Origin of the sequence: Paraburkholderia domus, assembly GCF_905220705.1 — a bacterium.
GTDB lineage: Bacteria > Pseudomonadota > Gammaproteobacteria > Burkholderiales > Burkholderiaceae > Paraburkholderia > Paraburkholderia domus.
Genome location: NZ_CAJNAT010000011.1, coordinates 69044 through 92830, shown reverse-complemented (window position 1 = coordinate 92830; position 23787 = coordinate 69044). Strand labels below are relative to the sequence as shown.

Sequence of the window (23787 nt, the reverse complement as noted above, 5' to 3'; positions counted from 1 at the left end):
GGGGGAGTGAGCGACGCGTGCCTCAGGTCGCGCCGCAAGCGGCCGCGTAGATCACGGCGGGATCGCGCTGCGCCGCGTCGTACATCGCTTCGACGAGCGCGGCTCGATGTGTCAGCACCGCACGCTGATTGAGCGAGCCTTTATCGGTGATCTCGCCGAGATCGAGCGAAGGCGCGATATCCATGAGCCGGATCCGGGCGATCGTAGTTGCACCGCCGGTCGCACTGCGATTGAGCGTCTCCAGTAAAGCCGCAAAATGCGCCCGCACGACGGGTGCCTCGACCACCTCACGCGCGCCCGCCGACAAAGGTAGACCCGCCAGCCGCCGGCAATCGTCGAGCCGCGGAAACACCAGCAAACTCACATCGTCGCGATTCATGCCGGCGACCACCACGTCCTGCACATACGGCGCGCCTTCGGAAATTACGCGGGCCCGCATCGGACCGACGCTAACGAAGGTGCCCGAACTCAGCTTGAAGTCTTCAGCGATGCGTCCGTCGAACAGCAGCCCGAGTTCCGGCCGCTCGACATCGACAAAACGCAACGCGTCGCCGCTGCAGAAGTAGCCTTCTTCGTCGAAAGGGTTGTCCAGCTCTGCAGAATTCGCGCGCCAGTAGCCGGCCATGACATGCGGGCCGCGATAGCGCGCTTCGAGCTTGTCACCGACCGGTACGAGTTTGACCTCGCAGCCGGGCGCCGGTGAGCCGACATAGCCGGCGCGCATGATCGGGCCGGTGGTGAACAGGCAGGACGGCGCGGTCTCGGTCATGCCGAGTCCGGCCATGATGCGAATGCGCTCGCCGCAATACTTCTCGGTGACGCGTTCGAGCCGGTCCCACGCCGCTTGCGAGAGCCCCGCCCCCCCGAAGAAATACACCTTCACGCGCGAGAAGAACGTCTCCCGCAATTGTGCGTCCTGCTCCAGTGCGATGGCCAGCTCTTCCCAGCCCTTCGGCACGTTGAAATAGATCGTCGGTGCGATTTCACGCAGATTGCGCAGCGTTTCTTCGAACTTTCCGTTGACCGGTTTGCCGTCGTCGATATAAAGCGTGCCGCCGTTGTAGAGCGCGATGCCTGCGTTATGGCTGCCGCCGAAGGTGTGGTTCCACGGTAGCCAGTCGACCAGCACCGGCGGCACACTCGCGAACTCAGGAAACGTTTCGAGCAGCATCTGCTGGTTGCTGCACAGCATGCGGTGCGTGGTCGGCACGGCCTTGGGCAGTTTGGTCGAGCCAGACGTGAACAGAAACTTGGCGATGGCGTCCGGGCTCACCGCTGCGTGAACGGAATCGACCGTACCGGGCGTCGTATTCAGCAGATCGCTGAATGAAGTCACGCTGCGCGCCGCCTGCGGCTCTTTGGGCCCCGTTGCAGCGACGACTTCGACGTCGGCCGGCACCACTGCATCGATTGCCTTGGCAAAGGTGTCGTAGCCGGTTGCGAAGACCAGACCCGGAGTGAGCAGATCGATCGTATGGCGCAGCTTGCCGTAGTCGCCGGAAGCGAGCGCATAGGCCGGGGAAATCGCCGCATACGGAATGCCGGCCCACATCGCGCCGAGTGCCAGTTGCACGTGTTCGAGATCGTTGCCCGAGAGAATCACAACCGGACGCTCAACAGAAAGATCTCGCGTCAGCAGCGCTTGCCCGATCGCGCGAGCACTGTGCAGCGCTTTCGCGTAGCTCAGGCCGATCCATTGACCGTCGCTGCCGCGTCGCGCCGCCAGCCAACGCTCCGGATGCTCGCGCGCGCCGCTCGCGAGCCGGTCGGTCATACGTTGCGGGTGTTCGCCGAGCGGTTCGGTAGCGCGCAAATACCATGTATCGCCGTGCCGTTGTGCGTGCAACGATGATGCGCCGATCGTCGTCGCGCGGTAATGCGCCGGTGCGTTGTCTTGCGCGCCGGGGGGATGCGGTTGTTTCGGCTCGGAATGCAATGCCTGTCTCCTTGCTTCGATGCGACTCGTCGATCGCGGACGATCAAATCGGATAGTGACGCGGGCCGGTTTGAATCGTGATCCAGCGCAGGTCCGTGAACTCGGCGATCGACGCCTTGCTGCCAAAACGCCCATAACCGCTCTTCTTCACGCCGCCGAACGGCATCTGCGCTTCGTCGTGCACGGTCGGTCCGTTGATATGGCAGATGCCCGATTCGATGCGTTTCGCCACATTCAGCGCGCGCGATATATCGCGGCTGAATACCGCCGCGGAGAGACCGTATTCGCTATCGTTGGCAACCTGAATCGCTTCCTCGTCACCATCCACACGCTGCACCGTCACCACCGGACCGAACGACTCCTCAGCATAGAGCTTCATCTCGCGCGTCACACCGTCGACAATCACCGGTTGCATCACGGCGCCTTCAACCGAGCAGCCGACCGGCAGCTTCGCGCCCTTCTCATGCGCATCTTCAACGAGTGCCTTGATACGCCGTGCGGCCGCCACACTTTCGAGCACGCCGAGCACTGAATCGGCCGCAGCGGGATCGCCCGCCTTCAGGGTCCGTGCTTTGGCCGCGAGCTTCTCCACCAGCGCATCGGCGATCTTGCGGTCGACAATCAGCCGCTCCGTCGACATGCAAATCTGCCCCTGGTTGAAGAACGCGCCGAATGCGATGCCGTCCACCGCCGCATCCAGGTCGGCGTCGTCGAGCACCACAACGGGCGCCTTGCCGCCGAGCTCGAGCAAGGCCGGCTTCAGATGCTGCGCGGCATGTTGCGCGACGATGCGTCCAACCCGTGTCGAGCCGGTGAAATTGACCCGCCGCACCGCCGGATGAGCGATCAGGCGCTCGACAATGCCCGGCGCATCGTCGGCCGAATGCGTGATGACGTTCACCACGCCGTCGCCAAGCCCGGCTTCCTGCAACACGCTGCCGATCAGCCGATGCACACCCGGACAGCCTTCGGAAGCCTTGAGCACGACCGTGTTGCCGCACGCGAGCGGCATGGCGATTGCCCGTGTGCCGAGAATCACCGGGGCATTCCACGGCGCCATGCCGAGCACCACACCGCACGGCTGGCGCACGGCCATCGCGAGACTGCCCGGCACGTCCGACGGAATCACATCGCCGTCGATTTGCGTGGTCATCGCGGCGGCTTCACGCAGCATGTTGGCGGCCAGCATTACATTGAAGCCGTACCAGTTCGGCATGGCGCCGGTTTCGGCCACACCGGTTTCGATGAACTGCGCGGTGCGAGCATCCATCAGATCCGCCGCGGCCAATAGACGTTTGCGGCGTTCAGTCGGCGCCAATGCCGACCATGCCGGGAATGCGCGCGCCGCCGCAACGACTGCCGCGTCTGCATCAGCCAACGTGGCGGCAGCCGCACGCGAGGCCGCCACACCGCTCGCGGGATTGATCCGCTCGAAGGTTCTGCCGTCCGATGCGCCGCGGCTCTCGCCGCCGATCAACAATGTTACTTCGTGCATATCTGTTGTCTCCTCGCTGTGTCACTCGTCTCGCCAGTCTTCACGCGCGCCTCTTGCTGCGCGTGCATCTGCCTGAATCTACCTTAGCGCCCGCAATACTTCAGCGCTTGTAGGTTTGCAGACCCGGCTTGATCGCCTTCTCGTCGAGGAACTGCTTCAGGCCCTGCTCGCGGCCGCCTTCGGGATCGCGCAGTTGCGCCTGATCCAGCTTGGCGTACAGGTAGTCTTCATTCTGATCCCAGGTCAATTCACGGCAACGCTTGAAGCCGTTCTTGGCTGCGCGCAGCACTACCGGATTCTTTTGCAACAGCTTCCCTGCGAGAACGCGCGTGGCTTCGCGCAGTTCGGCACGTGGCACACTACTATTGACGAGGCCCATCTGCGCGGCCTCCTGACCCGTGAACGTCTCGCCGGTCATGATGTAGTAAAGCGCCTGACGATGCCCGACGGTATCCGCCATCGCCTTACTCACCAAATTGCCCGGCGGAATGCCCCAGTTGATTTCGGAGAGGCCGAACACGGCTTCGTCAGCGGCGATCGCGAGATCGCACGCCACCAGCGGCGAGAAGCCGCCGCCGAAACACCAACCGTTGACCATCGCGATGGTCGGCTTCGCGTACATACGCAGCAACTGCCATTGCCAGCGGCATGCGTCGCGGCGAATCTTTTCCTGCAGGATTTCCGGGCCGGCGTCGACTTCGCGGAAATATTCCTTCAGATCCATGCCCGCGGTCCACGCGTCGCCCTCGCCCGTCAGCACGAGAACCTGTGCTTCGGCGTCCAGCTCGACTGCCTCGAGGACCTCAATCATTTCCTTGTTCAACGTCGGGCTCATCGCGTTGCGCTTCTCGGGACGATTGAACGTGACCCATGCGATTCCCTCTGCAACATTGACCTTGACGGTTTCCCAACGACCTTCGTAATTCATCTGCTTTCTCCGTGAACGTCGGCCGCGACGGCGGCCTGATGAACATATTTAATATCAGGCTACCTGAGATGTAAAGTGGAATTTCGCGGACTCAGTGCAAACCCCTATCGGTCGAATCGGCGGCGAGGCGCGCTAAGATGCGGGCTAGACCGAACCTCCTGCCCACCATGAGCAAAAATCAGAATTCGCCCGTCGAGCCCGTCACCACGCGCACCCGTCGCTCCAATTTGCGGCTGGCCTATGTGATCGGCAGTCTCGACCGCATCCTGCGGCGCCGCATGACCGAGGCACTCGCCCCGCTCGGTCTGACGCTCGCGCAATTCACCGCGCTTTCGGTGCTCGATGCAAAGGGACAGGCGTCCAATGCACAAGTTGCCGAGCGCTCCTTCATCACGCCGCAATCCGCCAACGAAGTGATGAACGCAATGGCGAGCCGGAACTGGGTCAGCCGCGAACCGGACCCGACGCACGGCCGCATCGTGCTGCTGCAACTGACCGATGAAGGGCGAGCCGTGCTGCGCGAATGCGAGCAGGCCGTCAAGGCGATCGAGAAGCAGATGATGGAAGGCCTCGAGCTCGATGCGGCCGGCGCGGTACAAACCCACCTCGAAACTTTCGTGCGCAACCTGCGCGGCTAACTGTCCCGTCTCTGCAAATTGCTAGGTGTTTTCACCGAAGCTTTTACGCTTGCATTATCAGTCTACCTGATATTAAATCCGCTTCACGATGCAGCGTTTGGAGACGCGTTGCATCGCTTCGAGGCAAACGGACAGCAACGCAGACATCGAACCGATGCGCCGCGCGCTGCGGCTTTTGCCGGGCTGTTCTCAAGCATCCCATCAAGACCGCGAAGGCGGCCTGAATCCCGTTTCACCGAGGCTGCCTGGATCACCAGAGCGCCTCGGCGCTGAACGAGTACAACCGCTTCTGTGCCAGGCCGGTGCACCTGGCGGCGACTCGACACCTGCCGTTCTTCATCGACACCGGAAAGCCACGCATTTTAATAAGGATCACTAACGTGAAAAGAACCGGAACACTACCCTCGACAGAAAGTCTTGCCGGACCGGCGACGTCCAGCCGGTCGAACACCTTCGTCACACTCGGCTTGTGTTTTGCCATCGCGCTGCTCGAAGGGCTCGACCTGCAGTCGGTCGGCGTCGCCGCGCCGCGAATGGCACGCGAGTTCGGTTTGTCGGTCGGGCAAATGGGGCTCGCGTTCAGCGCTGGGACCTTCGGCTTGCTGCCGGGCGCGATGTTCGGCGGACGGCTTGCCGACCGGATCGGCCGCAAGCGTGTGCTGGTGATTTCCGCCTGCCTGTTCGGCTTGCTATCGATTGCGACCGCGCTGGTGAGCGACTTTCACACGCTGGTAATCGTGCGAGTACTGACAGGCATCGGCCTGGGCGGCGCACTGCCGAATCTGATCGCGTTGTCATCCGAAGCGGTCGAGCCGCGTTCGCGCAGCACTGCGGTGAGCGTGATGTATTGCGGCATTCCGTTCGGCGGCGTGATCGCTTCGGTGATCGGCGTGCTGAGTGCTGGTGACACCGAGTGGCGGCACATCTTCTACGTCGGCGGCGCGGGGCCGTTGGTGCTGGTCCCGCTGTTGCTCCTGTTTCTCGCGGATTCGAAGGCATTCACCAAGGCTTCGCGAGACGGTCATGCGAAGCCCGCGCCGGTCGGCGAGATCCTGTTCGGCGGCACACGCGGCCTCTCGACCGTGCAGATCTGGGTCAGCTATTTCTGCACGCTGATCGTCCTCTACTTCCTGCTCAACTGGCTGCCTTCGCTGATGGCGGCAAGCGGCCTGTCGCGCGCGCAAGTGGGTTATGTGCAGATTTTCTTCAACATCGGCGGCGGCATCGGCGCGTTGTGCATCGGCATGTTGATGGACCGGATGCGCTCGGGCGTCGTGGTGGCGGGCATGTACGTCGGGATCATCGCGTCGCTCGCGGCGCTCTCGATGGCGCCCGGCTTCGGCGCGCTCGCAACCTCGGCCTTCTTCGCGGGGATGTTCGTGATCGGCGGGCAATCGGTGCTGTACGCACTCTCGGCGGCGTTCTACCCGACTGCCATGCGCGGCACCGGCGTCGGCGCAGCCGTGGCGGTGGGCCGTATCGGTTCGGTGGTCGGACCGCTGGCAGCAGGTCAATTGCTGGCGATGGGCCGCAGTTCGTCGACGGTCATCGGCGCAAGCATTCCCGTCACGCTGATCGCCGCCGCTGCCGCGTTGCTGTTGCTGCGCCGCCCGCGCGCCGACGACTGACCGGTCGTCCAGGCAAACCCAAAAGAACCCAACAACAAACTCATTCAATCAACGGTTTGGAGACACTCTGCATGCAAGCATCCACACGCCTTCTTCTTTGCGGCGCATTGTGCACCGTCAGCGGCGCGGCAGCGGCCCAATCGAGCGTGACGCTCTACGGCATCATCGACACCGGCATCGAATACGTATCGCACGCCAACGCCGCAGGACAAAGCGTTTTTCGCATGCCGGCGGTCACCGGCGAACTGCCCTCGCGTTGGGGTCTGCGCGGTAATGAAGATCTGGGCGGCGGCTATAGCGCGGTATTCACGCTGGAAAGTGGCTTCAACGTGCGCGCCGGCGATCTCGGCCAGGGCGGCCGGCTATTCGGACGTCAGGCGTTTGTGGGCATCAAGAGCCCGTACGGCACGGTTTCGTTCGGACGCCAGTACACGATGACGTATTTCGCGCTGATGGGCGCGGACCTGATCGGCCCGGACATCTATGGCCTGGGCTCGCTCGACGCCTACGTGCCGAACGCCCGCGCCGATAACTCCGTGACCTACCTCGGCACGTATGCAGGCGTGACGCTCGGCGCGAACTATTCGTTTGGGCGTGACGCGGCCGGCACCGGTAACTCGCCGGGCCAGGGCACCTGCACCGGTTCGGTACCCGGGAATGCAACGGCATGCCGCGAGTGGTCGGTCATGCTGAAGTACGACGCGCCGCTGTTCGGCGTCGCGGCTTCGTATGAAGAGCAGCGTGGCGGAAGCACGGCAGCGGCAAACTTCTTCGACGGCGTTGCGCCTATTCCACTCACGAATGCCGCCGACAAGGACATCCGCACCCACGTCAGCGCCTACGCGAATATCGGCAAGGCAAAGATCGGCGCGGGCTGGCTCAATCGCCGTGTCGACCCATCGTCCGTCACGATTGCGGACGTGCGCTCGAATCTGTTCTTCGTCGGCGCCTCGTACTTCGTGACGCCTGCGTTCATCGTTGACGGCGAGGTCTATCACATCACCAATAGCGACCACGACACGCGCGCCACGATGGGCACGCTGCGCACCACCTATCTGCTGTCGAAGCGCACGGCCGTCTATGCGCAAGGCTCGTATCTCGCCAACAGCGCCAAGGCGCGCTACTCGGTCAGCGCCGGTGGTGGCGGCACGACACCCACGGCGGGCACCGGTCAGACCGGCGCGATGGTTGGCATTCGTCATTCGTTCTAGGGGACACTGCATGAAGCACACATCCATCGCACTGGCTGCTGCGGCGGCACTAACACTCGCCGCGTGCGGCGGAAATGATGTTAGCGACCCGGCCGTCTCCAGCACGAGCGCCAATGCGCTGCCACAACTGAGCGCCGCCTCGCCCGGCACGCTCGCCGGCAATTGCGCCGCACTCGCCGCGAAACTCACGTTCGCCAACACCGTCTTCACCTCGGTGACGGACGTCGCGGCCGGCACACTCAACGTAGCCGGCAAACCGATCGCCGAGCACTGCCTGATCCAGGGCAGCATGAACCAGCGTGTGAGCAACGTCGACGGCAAAACGTACGCCATCGGCTTCGAGATGCGCCTGCCGCTGGCATGGAACGGGCGCTTCTTCTATCAGGCCAATGGCGGCCTCGACGGGAATGTTGTGACCGCAACCGGCGAAATCGGCGGCGGCGGCCCGACCAACGACGCGCTCAACATGGGCTTCGCCGTGATCAGCTCGGATGCGGGGCACAGCGCGGCGCAGAATCCACTGTTCGGACTCGACCCGCAAGCGCGCCTCGACTATGGCTACAACGCAGTCGCCACACTCACGCCGATGGCCAAACAGGTGATCAAACTCGCCTACGGTAAGGGGCCGGACCGTAGCTACTTCGACGGTTGCTCCAACGGTGGCCGTCATGCGCTGGTCGCGGCGGCACGTTCTTCGGCGGAATATGACGGGATAATCGCCGGCGACCCGGGCTTTCACTTGCCAAAAGCAGCCATCGGCGAAATGTGGAGCGCGCAGCAATTGGCGAAGGCGGCGACCGCCACAACCGCGAACGGCCTGCCCGACATCACGACCGGCTTTACCGCAACGGAGCGTCAGATGGTGGCGTCGAAGATATTGGCCAAATGCGACGCACTCGACGGCGCCAGCGACGGTCTCATTCAGGATATCAAGGCATGCCAGGCAAACTTCAGTCTGGCGACGGACGTGCCCACCTGCACGAACAACGTGCGCGACGGGACGTGTCTGACGAGCGCGCAGAAGGACGCGATCGGCAACGTCTTCTCGGGCGCACGCAACAGCGCCGGCACGGCCCTGTATTCAAGCTTCCCTTACGACGCCGGCCTCGGCCCGGGCTGGTCGGCATGGAAGCAGGCAAACTCGATCACCCTCGATCCCGCCGCAGCGGCGTTCACGTTCACCACGCCGCCACAGAGTGCGTCGGTGTTGAGCCAGTTGTCGGCCTATGCGCTGAACTTCAGCATGGATACCGACGCACCGAAGATCTTCGCCACAAGCGGCGTGTATAACGAGTCGGCCTGGTCGTTCATGACGCCACCCGACGAGACCAGCCTCAGTGCGTTGAAGCAGCGCGGTGCAAAGCTGATGGTCTATCACGGCACGAGTGACCCGGTGTTTTCGTCGAACGACACGACCGATTGGTATCAGCGGCTCATGACGGCCAACGGCGGCGACGCATCGAACTTCGCCCGTCTTTACACGATCGCCGGCATGAATCATTGCTCCGGCGGCCCGAGCACCGACCAGTTCGACATGCTCACGCCGATGATCGCGTGGGTTGAACAGGGCAAGGCGCCGGACAGCGTGGTCGCCACCGCGCGCGATGCGAGCAATGTCGTGCCGAACACGGACGTGCCGGCCAATTGGGGGGCCGGACGCACGCGGCCGCTGTGCGCGTATCCGAAAGTGGCCCGCTATCAAGGCGGCAACATCATCGCCGCGAGCAGTTTCGCGTGTAGTTAAGGTGTAACTGAGTCATTGCCGGGTTGTCGCTGAGTCCCCGGGAAACGCATCATCCTCGCGCATGATCGATGCGTTGCATGCGCGGGGGAAATACCCGCCCGTCTCCGGGCGTGCACCCTCCTTTGCAGCATCCTGTGCAGCCGGGCCGCGGATATCTCCGTACAGCCGAATCCCCTCATCGAATACGCGCGCAAGCCGCTTTCATTCGCCACCCTTCTCGCGATGCTGGAGCGGATGGCGACTAGGTACAACTCCGAATTCCTGACAGGCGCCACACGGGCTACTCTCGCCAGATTAATTAAACAGAACGTCGTTCTATTAGACAGAACGACGCGAACAAGAGACACTCGAAGGAGGATTCCATGGCAAGCAGCCTGCCGATCGACGCACCCGGGGCGTCGCCCGATTCAAGCGCCAATGCGCAGGGGCTCACGCCGGGCATCAACGCGCGCATCGATCGTCTGCCCGCAACGCGCACGGTATGGACGCTGGTGTTCCTGCTGTCAATCGGCGGCTGGTTCGAGTTCTACGATCTGTTTTTTACGGCCTACGTCGGCCCCGGCCTGGTCAAAAGCGGGCTCTACGCGACGACGACCGCGTCGTTCTTCGGAGTGTCCGGTTTGGGCGCCTTCGTGGCGGCATCGTTCGCCGGACTCTTCATCGGCACGTTCTTTCTCGCGGGCATGGCGGATCGCTACGGCCGCAAAACCGTGTTTACCGTCTCGCTGCTGTGGTATTCCGCGGCTACGCTGATCATGGCGCTGCAAACCAGCGCGCCGGCCATCAACTTGTGGCGCTTGATCGCGGGCATCGGCGTGGGCGTCGAACTGGTGACGATCGACACCTATGTCAGCGAACTCGTGCCGAAACATCTGCGTGGGCGTGCCTTCGCTTTCGTTCATCTGGTGCAGTACACCGCCGTGCCCTCGGTCGCTTTGCTCGCGTGGTGGCTGGTGCCGCAAACGCCGTTCGGCATCGACGGCTGGCGCTGGGTTGTGATCATCGGCGCACTCGGCGCGGTGGTGGTATGGGCAATCCGCCGACGCGTACCAGAAAGCCCGCGTTGGCTCGCGCAGCAAGGCCGCGCCGCCGAAGCGGAAAAGGTCATGCAGGCAATCGAAGCGAAGGTCGCGAAGCAATACGGCAAACCATTGCCCGCACCGGTACCGGCTGTCGAACCGGCCACCACCAAGGCCGCCTTCCGCGAAGTCTGGCAACCGCCGTATCGCAAACGCGCGATCACGATGCTCGTGTTCAACTTCTTCCAGGCGATCGGCTTCTACGGCTTCGCGTCATGGGTGCCGACGCTGCTGGTCTCCAAAGGCATAACGATCACGCACAGCCTGATGTACTCGTTCGTTATCGCGGCCTCGAATCCATTCGGACCGCTGATCGGCATGGCCATCGCGGACCGCATCGAACGGAAGACGTTGATCGTGTTGTCGGCACTCGGTATCGCCGTGTTCGGCAGCCTGTTCGCGATGCAAACCTCCCCCGCGATGCTGATGACGCTGGGCGTGCTGATCACGCTATCCGGCACGCTGCTGTCGGTTGGCTATCACGCGTACCAGACCGAACTGTTCCCCACGCGTTTGCGCGCACGCGCCGTCGGTTTTGTTTACTCGATGTCGCGTTTATCCGCGATGTTCTCCGGCTTCATGATTGCCTTCGCGCTGCGCCACTTCCAGGTGCCTGGCGTGTTCGCGTTGATCACGGTGTCGATGGTCATGGTGATGGGTGCAATCGGCATCTTCGGGCCGCGCACCAACAATCGCAATCTCGACGAAATTTCGCATTGAACAAGAGGCTTCAAAGATGACGCTGCCGTTGGCTGGAGTACGGGTACTGGATTTATCGAACGTGTTGGCGGGGCCGTTTTGCGCGTATCAACTCGCGTTGCTCGGCGCCGACGTGATCAAGGTCGAGCACCCCGAAGGCGGCGATCTTGCGCGGCGTTTAGGCGCCGACAAGGAAGCGGCGATGCGCAACATGGGAGCCTCGTTCGTCGCGGTAAATGCCGGCAAGCAGTCCATCACGCTCAATCTGAAAGATCCGCGCGGCAAGACTATTTTGCGCGAGCTCGTCAAAACCGCGGACGTGCTGGTCGAAAATTTCCGGCCCGGCGTGATGACGCGTCTCGGCCTCGATTTCGACGCGCTGCGCGAGGTGAATCCGAAGCTCGTGTACTGCGCGATCTCAGGCTTCGGCATGGATGGCGAGTTTTCGAAACGCCCCGCCTACGACCAGATCATTCAGGGTATCTCGGGTGTGATGAGCGTGACCGGCGATGCCGACAGCGCACCGTTACGTGTCGGCTATCCGATATCGGACACCGTGGGCGGTCTCACAGCGGCGTTCGGCATCTGCGCCGCGTTAGTCGATGCCCGCGCGAGCGGACACGGCCGCATGCTCGACGTCTCGATGCTGGAAGCCACGCTTGCGACGATGGGCTGGGTCGTGTCGAACTACCTGAACGCAGGTGTCGCGCCCAAGCCGATGGGCAACGAGAACTTCACCGCCGCGCCTTCGGGTACCTTCAAAACCGGCGACGGGCCGCTCAATATCGCAGCAAACGAGAGCAAGCAGTTCGCGAGCCTGTGTCGTCTAATCGGCCGCGCCGATCTGCTCGACGACGTGCGCTTTTCCGAACGCAACGCGCGCAAAGTGAATCGCGCGGCATTGAAGGCCGAAATCGAAGCGGCACTGGCACACGACAGCGCGGCGAACTGGGAAGCGAAATTCTTCGAAGCGGGCGTGCCGGCCGGGCGCGTGATGTCGGTGCCGGAGATCCTCGCGCATCCACATCTGGAATCGCGCGAGTTCATTCGCGAATTCGCCGGCGACGGCACCGCTGAGCGGCAACGCGTCACCCGTGCGGGCTTTCGTCTGTCCGATGCCGACACGGCGCCGACCACACCCGCACCGGTCCTATCGGCTCACACGCGTGAGCATCTCGCCTCGCTCGGCTACGACGACGCACAAATCGACCACCTACGCTCCGAAGGAGTGATCTGAACATGACGCAAGCATTCGACGCCGCCAAGCTCGCCGCCGAGTACTGGAGCACCTCGATCATCGATATTCATCCTGGCTCGATCAAGGTGCGCGGTTTCCCGATTCAGGAGTTGATCGGCAACGTCAGCTTCCCGCAGATGATCTGGCTGATGCTGCGCGGCGAACTGCCTGACGCCGCGCAAGCGCGTCTGTTCGAGGCGGCGTTGGTTGCATCGGTGGATCATGGTCCGCATGCACCGTCGATTGCGATCTCGCGGATGGCGACCAGCTGCGGTTTGCCGTTGAACGGCGCGATGGCCTCGGCGATCAATGCGCTGGATGATGTACATGGCGGCGCGGGTCAACAGGCGGTCGAACTGTACGATTCCATCGCCGAACGCATGAAAGCAGGCGCTGCGTTGGAAGAAGCCGTCGAGCAAGGTGTCGATGCTTTTACCGCTGAACATGGCAAGTATTTGCCTGGCTTCGGGCACCGCTTTCATCCGATCGATCCGCGGGCAATCCGGCTTCTTTCGCTCGTGGACGACAGCGTCGAACAGAAAAGTATCAGCGGACGATACGCCGCAATCGCGCGCGGCATTGAGGCCTTGCTCAAACAGCGCAAGAACAAACCCGTGCCGATGAATATCGACGGTGCAACCGCCGTGATCTACGCCGAGCTCGGCTTTGCGCCGGAGCTGGCACGCGGGGTGTTCTGCCTGTCACGCGCGGTCGGGATTCTCTCGCATGCCTGGGAGCAACGCGGACGCAACGAGCGCAACAAAGGCCCGATCCCGCGCCAGATGAGCTACACCTACACGGGCAAGCCCGAGCGTCACCTGTCCTGAAGTTCGGCCGCGCGCCGCTGCGCGTTGCGCATCGCGCGTGAGTCGCCGCCTAGCGCATCCGTCGCGCGTGCGGCGCAATCGAACAGCGCACCGAGATTGCGTTCGAGGAACGCCTGATCGATACGCGAGCTTGGGCCCGCGAGTGTCAGCACGCCACGCAAACTCTGGCGCACACCGAATACCGGCATCGAGATGCCGGCCGTCTCCCGATCGCGCTCGCCGATCGACACACAGTAGAAGTCCTCGCGAATTTTCTCGTACGGCTCGCCCGGCATGCCGCCGAACGCCAGCAATGCATGACCGCCCGAGCCACTTTCCAACGGCAGCACGTCGCCTTCGCGCACGTGAAAACGCACCGCATGCGTCGAGTCCACGCGATGCAGACACACACGCACCGCCTCGTCGCGCACGTAAAAGGACACGCTTTCGCCACTCGTTTCCGCGAGTTCGCGCATCAGCGGCACCAGAATATCGCCGACGTTCAGGCTGCGCTGGTACAGCGCGCCGAGCATGAAGGTCGCCGCGCCGAGTTGATAGCGGCCGTCGTCCAGACGCAGTAGCAGGCGGTGCTGGATCAGCGACCCCGCGAGCCGCAACAGCGTGCTCTTGTAGAGCCCCGTGCGCGCCGCGAGTTCGGCGAGCGTGAGCGCAACGTCGTCCGGCCTGAAGGCGAACAGAATCGCGCAAGCACGATCGATGACGGCAACGCCTTCGGTCTCCTTTGAGTTTGATTTGTCGGCAGGCGTTGGCATGAGTGAGCGTGGGTAAGCATTGCTTCGTATCGAAGTGGAAATTTTACGCCATGACACGGGGTTCGTCATGTGCGCCGATCATCAACGAATCGAAGATTTCTCAAAAAATAATAAAAAACGTCAGAAGTGCGAAGATTTGTCAAATTGGGATTTTTCTCATGTTTGTCTCATAGACGTTCACTAATCGCGGCAGGTAACCTCCCCCAGTCGAATCGCATGGGTCTGCACATTCGCTCATGTGCGCGCACCGTGCCATCCAAAAAAACGGGGACCTCACCGCCGCATGAAAAGATCGATCAACGATGTTCTACAGCATCCGAGCGCCAGGCTTAGCCAACACCTCGGTTTCTCGATCCCCACACTGGATCGGTTTCTCGATGTTCTCGAGTTTCGTCTTGTAGAAGAATTTAACGAGATCTACTCGGCCGACATTACCGTCACGTCGATCGACAAGGAGATCGACGGCGCCGCCTGCGTAGGCCGCCGGGCAAGCTTCACGATCGATGAACGCGCCGCGATCCCGTCGTTGCCGGGTCTGGTCGATCCCGTGGTCGAACCCGCGCGTACCGTCAACGGCATCGTGACGCAGTGGGAACGGGTCATGACTAGCCGCGACGAGGCTACCTACAAGCTGCGCCTTGAGCCGCGCGTCGCGCTGTACAGGGAGGTCTACGACTCCGGCATATTCAAGGACAAGACGCTCAAGGAAATGATCTCCCAGTCGATCATCGACAGGAAGCTGATCGACTCGTTCGACGTCGAGTTTCAGCTGGAAGGCGCCGAGGAACGTTTCGAGCAGGCGGTCATGTACGAGGAGACGGTCTGGAATTTCGTGGACCGTCACTGCCGTCGCGCGGGCATCTTCTGGTACTTCAAGCAGGGCCGCAAGGGAGACGGACCGCAACGCGACACGATCGTGTTCGGCAACAATCCGCGCGCTTACGTGCGCGCGCTGGAGGTGCCGCTGATGCCGGTGTCGGGTCTCTCGGGCAACTGGCATGAGGCGGTGCTGTCGATCAGTCCGATCCGCAAGCTGGTCCCGGCCGTGATCGAATTGTGGGAGCACAACTATCGGACGCCCGCGAATGAATTGAAGGCCGAGTCGTACGTCGCGCGTGACGACCGCTCCGTGTACGGCAGCGTGAACCGCAGCACCGAGCACCACCATACGGCGGAGATCGGACAGATGCTCGCCGACGCGCGGCGTGACGAACTGGTTGCGCGGCAGACCACGTTCAAGGGCACAAGCGATGTAATCGGCATGATGCCCGGCATGGTGGTGCGCCTGACCAACCATACATTGCCCGAGGCCAAGTACGGCGTAGTGATCACGAAGCTCGTCACGACCGGTAGCCGCACCCAGCCAGTCTTCAACGAGTTCGAGGCGATGCCCTCGCACCTGACGTATCGCCCCGAATACATCCCCCAGAAGCACTGGCGCTGGCTTACTGGCCCGCTGGTTGCCACCGTCGTCGGCGACGACCTGCCCTACGCAGCGCTGGACGAGCATGGTCGCTACCAAGTGCTTCCGCATTTCCAGAATCGTACCGGCAAGCGCGGCACGAGCACGATGCCGCTGCGCCTCCTGCGTCCCAGCGCGTCGTATCTGGGTGGTTTCCATTCGCCGTTGCTGAAGGACACGGAGGTTCGACTTGACGGCACGTACGGGGACGTTGACCGGCTTTTTATCAGCGGTGCGCTTCATGACTATGCCAACCCAGATGTTGTTCATGGGCTGAGGGGCTGGAACAGCCGGGCGGTATGGCGCTCGCCGCTCAACGGCGCGAAAGTCCGCTTCGAGGACCTGAAGGGCCGCGAAGGGGCCAAGTTCGCGACCGTCTACATGAAGACGTCGCTCAGCCTCGGCAATCTGGTGGACAGCCAGAAGCAGCATCGCGGTGATGGCTTCGAGATCTACACGCAAGGCTGGGGCACGATGCACGCGCCCAAGGGACTGTTTCTTTCAGCCGATGCGCTGTCCAGTCCTAACGCGCCACACCTGGAAATGCAGGCGGCGCTCAAGGAACTGCAATTGGCCTTGAGCCGCGTTACTGCGCTGGTAGATGCGACCACGCAGGCGAAGGCAACGCCGAGCGACAAGGCAACGCAGTCCAGTCTGATGGACGCGCTCGACCAGCTCAAGAGCGCGGGATTGGTTGCGAGTGCTCCGGGCGGCATTGCGCTGGTGACGCCGCATTCGATCCAGCAGGCCGCAAGCGAAAACGTGATGGTGACGGCGGGCAAACACGTCGATGTCAGCGCGGTCAAGCGCTTCACACTGGCTGCGGGCGACCTCATTTCGCTGTGCGCGCACAAGCTTGGACTGAAGATCTTTGCGGCGAAGGGCAAGGTCGAGATTCAGGCGCAGAGCGATGCGATGGATCTGTTTGCCGACAAACAACTGCACGTGGCAAGCGCCAGCGAGGACGTGCTGGTGAGCGGGAAGACGAAGGCGGTCATCGCCAGCGGCGGTGCCGCGCTCACGATTGAGAACGGCAGCGTTGTGTTCCATTGTCCGGGTGAGTTCCGGATCAAGGCTGCTTCGTTCACGTTCGAGGGACCGGCGAATGTCGAAAATGCTCTGCCCAATTTGCCGCAAAGCGAATTGACGGTTATGAACCTCTACAACATGTCGCGCTAAGACGATGATCATCAGCCCTCCTTTCCTGCCCGTTGCAGGCATGACGTCCACCAACCTCGCGCTGACCGACCCGATGATGAGCGTCGTGGACGAATTCGAACTGGCACATGGTGTCTATCCGATCGCATTCGACCGCCGCTGGCACACCGGCGTGCATCTCTACCCCGCCACGCAAAACGAGAAAGTACGTGCGATTGCTGATGGCGAAGTCGTCGCGTATAGGGTGTGCCAGCACGCCATTGATGGCGGCACCCCGCACGACAGCAACGCGGGTTTCGTCCTGCTCAAACATACCAGCGAGACGGGCGACGGCCGGACCCTGACGTTCTATTCGCTATACATGCATCTGCTGGCGTTGAGCGCTTACAGCAGCGTTGGCGTTGATGGCAATGTGTTGCCGGAATTTCTGCGCCTGCCTTCGCCTGGAGGAAGTCTGAATCCGTCGGTCGCGCCTCCCGCACAAGCCGGCGGCGGGAAAAAGGTATCGCGCAAAGACGTACTCGGACTCCCGGGTGCTTGCCACGGGCAGCGGCATATCCACTTCGAGATTTTCATGCTGCCCGAAGATTTCGATCGCTATTTCGGCGCGACGCAACTTGAGAACGCGCAACCCCATACACCGGCGGGTACCGACTACTGGGGGCATAGCTACTACATTATTCCGGCGGGTCAAACGTTTGTGGCGCAGCCGCCGGGAACGGTCAATGGCAAGTTGCACGGGATCACATTTGATCCGCTGCATGGCGGCCAGAACACGCTGCCTCTGCATGTCGAGTCGTACTTTCATAGAGGCAGCAAGTACACGAGTGTCTGGAGTGTCGCGGCAGACGGTTCGCGAATCCCACTCGTGACAAACAAGCAGGAGCCTGAGTACGAATACAAGCTGTACGAGCGGGCAACGAAACTTTATCCGACCTGTCCGAGCGACGGGTATGAACTGCTGCGCTTCGGCCGGATCCTGTCAGCCTCACCTTCCCTTCCTGCCGGGGCGGCAAAAACAACATGGATACGTGCAGCGTTCGCGGCTGGTCAGGAGGGTTATATCGACCTCAACAACGAAAAGATAGCGAAGCTGTCCGATGCCGATTTTCCGTGCCTCGCGAACTGGCAAAAGGTTAGTGAAGGCAATAGCCCGTTTGCGAGTGACGGGCTGTGTGACATCGATCGATTGAAAGCGATCCTGGGAACTGCGAAAGAACATCAGACGCAGCAGGAGCAAGGCGAGCACGAGGAGTATCAGAAGGAAGAAGCGCTTGTTCGGTACGTCCGGAATACGGCTGGTGTGCGTGATCTGTTCAAAGGGTTTGTCTGTCAGGCGCCGAGCGAGTGGGATGGAGCGAATAACGATGCGCGCTACGGAAAGCTGCTCAGCCAGCAGGGCGAATTTTATTACGGTGATAGCGCGGGGTACGGGAAGTTTATGGCGCTGCTGAAGCAGTTTCAGTTCTGGGATGTGACACATCTTCAGTCCGGTACGAAACTTTGGTTCTTTCATCCGCTCCAGTTCATTCGGTATTTCAGGAGGTGCGGATGGTTGAGTCACGGTGAGCTTACTGCCACGTTTCCGCGTCACATGTTCTACACATCATCGGGAAACCCGAGGACTGCAACCACGACTAACAATACGACCTATACCCTCAGTCGAAGTGAGGCATCGAGTCGTGTCGCGAATCACGTGACGCCATTGAATGACTGCATTAGAAAATATATAGGCTGCAGCAAACAACGACAAGCCATATTCTTGTCGCAAGCTCTACTCGAGACGGCTCAATGGAGAAATTTAGGCGAGACGAAACGACTCATGCATGAATGGGGGTTTGGAGCATATTCTTCAGCTAATCCAGCGACCCAATACTACACTGCATTTTACGGCAGAGGGATTATGCAGCTTACGTGGGCTGGGAACTATGATTTATATGGGCAATTTAAGAATTTTCCGCCTCACACTGGATCGTATATCGAGCGGAAACCGAACATTACACCAAGAATAACGAATATTTCACAGCACTATAACTTTAATCCGAGCAATCACGGGCATTTAATGCAATGGTCGCCTCGATTCGACCCGGACATTGTCGCTGAAAATCGTCCTCTAGCTTGTGATTCCGGCGGATTCTACTGGGTATCGAAGTCTTTTTCGGAGGGAATCAACATAAACCGAGTGGCCGATCGCCCCTACTCGGCAGCAAATACCGGATTCGTAAACCGCCTCGTAAACGGCGGTGCGAATGGATACGACGAAAGACAGGCATACACGGCATTCATGCTTCAATTCTTTACTGACGACGTTTCGAACACCTACGGGCAGCTAATTTCCCCTCCAGGCCGGGCCAGTATCCAACCCGATATGACAACCACTGCATGATGATTATGTGTATTTTCGTCCGAATACTTCTAACCTCCCTCGCTTTGGTTTCAGGCGGCGTTTTTGCGTCCGATTCGGCAATAACATTCTCGCCCACCCCGACAACACGGGCCACCTTAAGAGTAAACGATCATTCAGTAACATTTGATATTTCGGCTCTCAAGACAGGGGAACATCATGGGGAAATTGATATTGACACTGAAAATCAGATTCACGTTGTTGTTGACAACTACAGCTTTGACAAGCGAAAAGGATTTTCGATCTGGTCAATAGATGAAGGAATGGGCGTTTATACCATTCATAGAATATTTTTATACTCTGACATTCGGGCTACTTTTGTAGAGGCGCATCCAGCATGCGGGGATCAATTTATCAACCTTAAGGTTGATAAAAAAAGAAGGCGACTCACGAGCACGTACTATGAAGGCAATGTTCCTAAGCTTTGCATAACTCGACTACCGAAAATCGATGACATCACTCGATGAACAAATTTTATGAACACTGGCGAATCATCTGCATGAATGACATGCAAAGTCCCCTTTGAATCGTCGATCAATTAGAAAACGACGACGAGGCGACGATAGCCTCATCGGATGTGATGTTCATTGGCAAGCAAGACTATGCAGTCAACTAATATCGGCGCGCCGCGGAGCGAGATGAATATCCACTGCTGCGCAGATGTGGGGGCAGAAGATGCAAGCGTCGGTGCACACCACGCGACCAAGGAATATGCATTCGCGGAAGAATTCAAAACTCTAATTCTTAAGATCAAGCCGATAGAGAAATAGAAGAAATTTATGAAAAGATCAATTCTTATGGGCGACGCCCAAGAAGATGATGGTCACATAACCATCGCCTTATCAGAAATTATGTACGCGGGCCGACTACTCGCGTGGTTCTGCATTGGCAGCGTTGCGTCCTTAGCTACCGACGTCGTTGCGAGGAACACGTCTCCAGTTGTACGAGCACGTGCATCAACAACCATATCGGAATACGCTGTGGGCGCCTGTAGATTTCGAATTGCGAGCATGTTCGGAGGTAATTTTCGTGTCCGGTCGCATAGCTCTCCATCACAGGGAATATATGATCTGCCCGATACAGGCCCAATCGCATCACCTGTTCTGAACGGTGGATTCAGTTTAAATTGCAATAAGGCCCACGATAAGCAAATAGGCATTTCGTTAGGAGCCAAGCTGGTTAACGGTCGATGGCTACGGTACGACCCTTGGGGTGATGGTCCGGAATTAGTGCCTTTCGAGAAACTGGCACATGTTCGGACCGTGCAACTGAAGGGAAGAAACTGGATCGGGAAGGGAATTACCGTCGACGATACGACAGGCGATGAGGAGCGCCGAGGTCGAATTTTCAGTTTTTGTCTTGTTCACAACACACAGGCGTTATGTGGAACAACGCCTGTCGCATGGCTGGCGAATCCAAAAGTCAACCAACTGTGGAAGATCAGGGCGATTCTTGAGTCTATCGAGTTTGTTGACGCACCGACACTGGCCAATGCTGGTGCTGCATCCAACTCAGCAACACTCGACAACTAAAACAAGAATCACGATGCGTAGCCCTGTTCGCGTAGGCGACAAACGGAAAAACGTTGACAAGTCGCTCTGCGCGCTCGGCGATAGTCCGAGCGTCCCAACAGAAGTGAGCTTGGTGCGCCAAATGGAGAGTACACGATGATTCGTCTCGCCATTGTGACGTGTGGCCTGCTGCTAACTTCGACGACCTATGCGCAGTCGGCAGCCGATGCCGCTCACATCCGAAGCATCGGAACCAATCCTATTGATCCGAACGCGGAGGAGCGCTGTGGCATGTCAATGCGGACACCAAACCTCAAACGTGGCGATGGACAACCGATTAGTTTTGCATGTTCTGACACATATAAAAGCGGCGCTTACACGTTCATGAATATGGATTTTCAGTACGATCCGAACCTCGAACTCAGCGGTGGCTCCCACATAAGCTTCGTAGTGGACGGCTTGAGCATTGAGAAAAAAATATCGGCAGGGGGAAACAGCATATTCCGCTTGAGACTCGGCGATAAGTTGCCGACCTTGGCGCCAGACTCCGCATACAAAGAGTCGAACTGCGGTGCCCCCGTCATCAAAACTGACATCACACCCATCCAAGGAACCAACTGGCACGGCTGGATTGCCGAGGAAACGTTCGCGAGAGCTCATAGCCGTTGCAAGACGGCGAAGGAATACACGTCACGTTATCGCTGCGTTCATGTCATGGTTGGCAACGACAAAATGACGGCCCAATTAGATGACGTGTGTCTGCTACGCAAGCGCGAACTTAGCCTGGAAAATGGCTTCAGTTATGACCTCTTTATGGACATGCTCAAGACGCTTCGTTTTAAGGATTATTAATTTCACCAAGGCCGAACTCCTTCTCTCAATCAGCAACGAGTTCTATCGATAAATATTCCGCTCCTAAGTAAACGTATCTTCAAAGGAAACGGCCATGAAGTCTCCCATCCGCAAAGGCGACAAACTGGTGATGTCAGCGGCATCGGAAGTGAAGGTCACCGGCCGCCTTCTCACGTGCCCCGACGAACGGCGCGGAAAGTGGACTTAACGGCAGGGTCAAGTGTACGAAAATTATAAAAGAGGCTTTTTTGTGAAATTTTTTCAACATGTTCTTTTTTATTTTATGGCGTTGTCGTACGGGATTGTGCCTGTTGAATCGATCGCAGACGAGAAGGTTAGTGTTGAGGGAGTCTCCGGTCCAGAAATTTCAATAAAGAAATCTGGATCTGAACGTCGCTGCACAATTGACCAGAAGCCCATTAATCTCAAGCTGAGTTCCGATGGACAGTCAGCAATTGTATCGGGAACTTCGTTTATTCCAGTTAACGATTTGATGCAATGCGATCCTGCAAAAATAGTTTACGCAACGCTTGCCGCTCCTCATGTTGGATTTCTATCGGACGTAAATCTACGAGCGGGCTTGTACGCATCCCTCGTACCCGTCGCCGTGAATCCAATGAGTTTTTTAGCTGTTGTAGCAAAAATTGGCAGCAACAAAAATATTGTTAATTTGCCAGGGTTTTATCGAGTTGGGGTGCGCGCACCAAAAATTCTGTCTGAAGCGTCCTCCAATATATTCCCAGTGATTTCGCTCGACGGTCACTATATTTCCCTGGATTTGTATGGCTGTGATTTTGATGGATATATGGATGCTTTTGACATTGAATTGAACAAGAAAACTCGGATTGATCGCGCATTATGCGATAAATTATTTAATTTTCGATGACAGCCATGAACTCCCCCATTCGTGTCGGTGATTTTTTTAAAATTACGGCAAGGCGACAACAGACTTAACTTAAATGAAATTCGCATACAGGGTCCTGATAACTTATATCTGCGCTTCATTTTGCATGTTTTTAAGCGCTGCGATTGCCCATGGAAATTCACCTGAATTTTCGAATTCAGTTATTCCTCGCATGTTTCAGCGCAGCGAGATAGGTGCTAATCGCCTTGCGGAGATTGAAAGCAAGATAAAAAAATTCCCAAACTTCGATGTTGATCATCATCGAATATTAAGTATTGTCGAGTGGGGATCCGGATCAACGGGAGGCACGGTAGTTGTGGCAAGTGAGGGGGTTGGAAAATCTTCGGGTTGCTCAATCTATGAAAATATTGGAACTGGAAATTTTTATTTTATAACTGGCGGCCCATTTTGCCATTTTTTCAAAGAACCGGTGGGCCATATGACGAAAGACTTCCGAAATGTGAAGTTTGATGCTTCGATCCGGCAATGGTATGACGGCCCAGCAACTCCGATTACATTCGAGCTAATTTTTGACGCAGACCGAAATATTTTTTGCGAGCCAACCAGTCAGTCTGAAGCATTCAAATGCCACATCGATATGATGCCCTTGAAGTGATAGCGTCGTCGTTGAGCGTGGGGGGAGCTTAGGAGAAAAATCCGAGCGGCAAGCCATCCCCATGAAAATGCATCTAAATTTTAGTTAGATTAAATAATCAGCCAAGTCTAAATATTTACATGTCAAATAGGATTATAAAGAAAATTACCATGTGCTCACGCGCCACAGCTTATCTCACCATGGGTATTATTGGCCTTGGATTTGCATTTGAAAGTTTTTCAAAAGATTCAAAATTCGTCGACATTCGCATATTGGAGACCAACAAATTAGATGCAAAAAGTCTTGATGAAATTGAAGGTCGCTTGAAGAAAATTCCTGATTTCAGCAACCACACACAGCGAATATATCGGGTTGTTGAATGGGGTTCCGGGTCGAATCATAAGGTCTTGATTGCTGCTCGCTCCGGCCCTGGAGGAGGAACCGTGGGTTGCGGATTCTATGAGCAAGACACCGATGGAAATTTCGTCTTTTTGATCGGCCAACCATATTGTAAATTTACAAAAAAACCAGATATTTACATTAGGGAAGGCATTCAAATAATCCGATTTGGAATTTCAGATAGACAGTACTTTGGCGGCCCAATATTTAATGAAAGTTACAAATTTATTTTCAACTCCGAGATGAATTTTTTTTGTCATCCGGACAGCGAGTCAGAAATTTTTAAATGTCCGGCATATCTGAACAAATTTCAATCGGAAGATTAGCA

The 23787-nt window shown here is 58.4% G+C and carries 19 protein-coding genes and 1 pseudogene; 16 read left to right on the top strand and 4 right to left on the bottom strand.

Annotated elements, in window-relative coordinates; all coding sequences use genetic code 11:
• Positions 1-22 precede the first annotated feature (22 nt).
• The 3 genes from KHO31_RS20080 to KHO31_RS20070 all read right to left on the bottom strand — a co-directional run bounded on the left by KHO31_RS20080 (position 23) and on the right by KHO31_RS20070 (position 4359).
• Positions 23-1936 carry a feruloyl-CoA synthase gene (locus KHO31_RS20080; RefSeq protein ID WP_236555252.1) on the bottom strand — a complete coding sequence of 638 codons (1914 nt, stop codon included), beginning with the start codon at positions 1934-1936 and terminating at the stop codon, positions 23-25.
• A gap of 43 nt (positions 1937-1979) precedes the next feature.
• Positions 1980-3431: an aldehyde dehydrogenase gene (locus KHO31_RS20075; RefSeq protein ID WP_201074043.1), complete on the bottom strand. Its 1452-nt coding sequence runs from the start codon at positions 3429-3431 to the stop codon at positions 1980-1982.
• Positions 3432-3531: 100 nt separating this feature from the next.
• Positions 3532-4359 (bottom strand): p-hydroxycinnamoyl CoA hydratase/lyase, encoded by an 828-nt coding sequence (locus tag KHO31_RS20070; RefSeq protein ID WP_201084934.1) that lies wholly within the window; start codon positions 4357-4359, stop codon positions 3532-3534.
• Positions 4360-4526: 167 nt separating this feature from the next.
• On the opposite strand from KHO31_RS20070, the gene KHO31_RS20065 reads away from it, so the two are divergent.
• The 8 genes and pseudogenes from KHO31_RS20065 (at position 4527) to KHO31_RS20035 (ending at position 13422) form a co-directional block, all read left to right on the top strand.
• Positions 4527-4997: a MarR family winged helix-turn-helix transcriptional regulator gene (locus KHO31_RS20065; RefSeq protein ID WP_407945947.1), complete on the top strand. Its 471-nt coding sequence runs from the start codon at positions 4527-4529 to the stop codon at positions 4995-4997.
• Between the two features lie 467 nt (positions 4998-5464).
• Positions 5465-6625 carry a 3-(3-hydroxy-phenyl)propionate transporter MhpT gene (gene mhpT, locus KHO31_RS20060; protein ID WP_236060810.1) on the top strand — a complete coding sequence of 387 codons (1161 nt, stop codon included), beginning with the start codon at positions 5465-5467 and terminating at the stop codon, positions 6623-6625.
• Between the two features lie 71 nt (positions 6626-6696).
• Positions 6697-7836 carry a porin gene (locus KHO31_RS20055; RefSeq protein ID WP_201074039.1) on the top strand — a complete coding sequence of 380 codons (1140 nt, stop codon included), beginning with the start codon at positions 6697-6699 and terminating at the stop codon, positions 7834-7836.
• Positions 7837-7846: 10 nt separating this feature from the next.
• Positions 7847-9580 (top strand): tannase/feruloyl esterase family alpha/beta hydrolase, encoded by a 1734-nt coding sequence (locus KHO31_RS20050; RefSeq protein ID WP_201138769.1) that lies wholly within the window; start codon positions 7847-7849, stop codon positions 9578-9580.
• A gap of 129 nt (positions 9581-9709) precedes the next feature.
• Positions 9710-9820 (top strand): annotated as a pseudogene (locus tag KHO31_RS39360) (response regulator); the annotation flags it as partial.
• A gap of 122 nt (positions 9821-9942) precedes the next feature.
• A complete protein-coding gene (locus KHO31_RS20045; protein ID WP_236060713.1) occupies positions 9943-11379 on the top strand; it encodes an MFS transporter in 1437 nt (478 codons plus the stop codon).
• A gap of 16 nt (positions 11380-11395) precedes the next feature.
• Positions 11396-12595, top strand: a complete 1200-nt coding sequence (locus KHO31_RS20040; RefSeq protein WP_201074037.1) for a CaiB/BaiF CoA transferase family protein — start codon at positions 11396-11398, stop codon at positions 12593-12595.
• Positions 12596-12597: 2 nt separating this feature from the next.
• On the top strand, positions 12598-13422 hold the full coding sequence (locus KHO31_RS20035; protein WP_201084932.1) for a citryl-CoA lyase: 825 nt from the start codon (positions 12598-12600) through the stop codon (positions 13420-13422).
• On the opposite strand, the gene KHO31_RS20030 is transcribed toward KHO31_RS20035, so the two are convergent.
• The gene (locus KHO31_RS20030; protein ID WP_201074033.1) at positions 13410-14174 is read right to left on the bottom strand and encodes an IclR family transcriptional regulator; all 765 of its coding nucleotides are present in this window, start codon (positions 14172-14174) and stop codon (positions 13410-13412) included. The two genes, KHO31_RS20035 and KHO31_RS20030, sit on opposite strands and share 13 nt — an antisense overlap.
• A gap of 283 nt (positions 14175-14457) precedes the next feature.
• Here KHO31_RS20030 and KHO31_RS20025 point away from each other — a divergent pair, with 283 nt between their 5' ends.
• From KHO31_RS20025 to KHO31_RS19990, 8 genes are all read left to right on the top strand, one after another.
• Positions 14458-16815, top strand: a complete 2358-nt coding sequence (locus KHO31_RS20025) for a type VI secretion system Vgr family protein (protein ID WP_201140278.1) — start codon at positions 14458-14460, stop codon at positions 16813-16815.
• Positions 16816-16819: 4 nt separating this feature from the next.
• On the top strand, positions 16820-19180 hold the full coding sequence (locus tag KHO31_RS20020) for a M23 family metallopeptidase (protein WP_201084930.1): 2361 nt from the start codon (positions 16820-16822) through the stop codon (positions 19178-19180).
• Positions 19177-19665, top strand: a complete 489-nt coding sequence (locus KHO31_RS20015; protein ID WP_201074027.1) for a hypothetical protein — start codon at positions 19177-19179, stop codon at positions 19663-19665. The genes KHO31_RS20020 and KHO31_RS20015 overlap by 4 nt, the downstream gene beginning before the upstream one ends.
• Positions 19666-19977: 312 nt before the next feature.
• Complete coding sequence (locus KHO31_RS20010; RefSeq protein WP_201084929.1) at positions 19978-20730, top strand: hypothetical protein; 753 nt, start codon at positions 19978-19980, stop codon at positions 20728-20730.
• A gap of 135 nt (positions 20731-20865) precedes the next feature.
• Positions 20866-21561, top strand: a complete 696-nt coding sequence (locus tag KHO31_RS20005; protein WP_201084928.1) for a hypothetical protein — start codon at positions 20866-20868, stop codon at positions 21559-21561.
• Between the two features lie 250 nt (positions 21562-21811).
• Complete coding sequence (locus KHO31_RS20000) at positions 21812-22447, top strand: hypothetical protein (protein WP_201084927.1); 636 nt, start codon at positions 21812-21814, stop codon at positions 22445-22447.
• 73 nt (positions 22448-22520) lie between these two features.
• Complete coding sequence (locus KHO31_RS19995) at positions 22521-23081, top strand: hypothetical protein (protein ID WP_201084926.1); 561 nt, start codon at positions 22521-22523, stop codon at positions 23079-23081.
• Between the two features lie 149 nt (positions 23082-23230).
• Complete coding sequence (locus KHO31_RS19990; RefSeq protein WP_201084925.1) at positions 23231-23785, top strand: hypothetical protein; 555 nt, start codon at positions 23231-23233, stop codon at positions 23783-23785.
• Positions 23786-23787 lie beyond the last annotated feature (2 nt).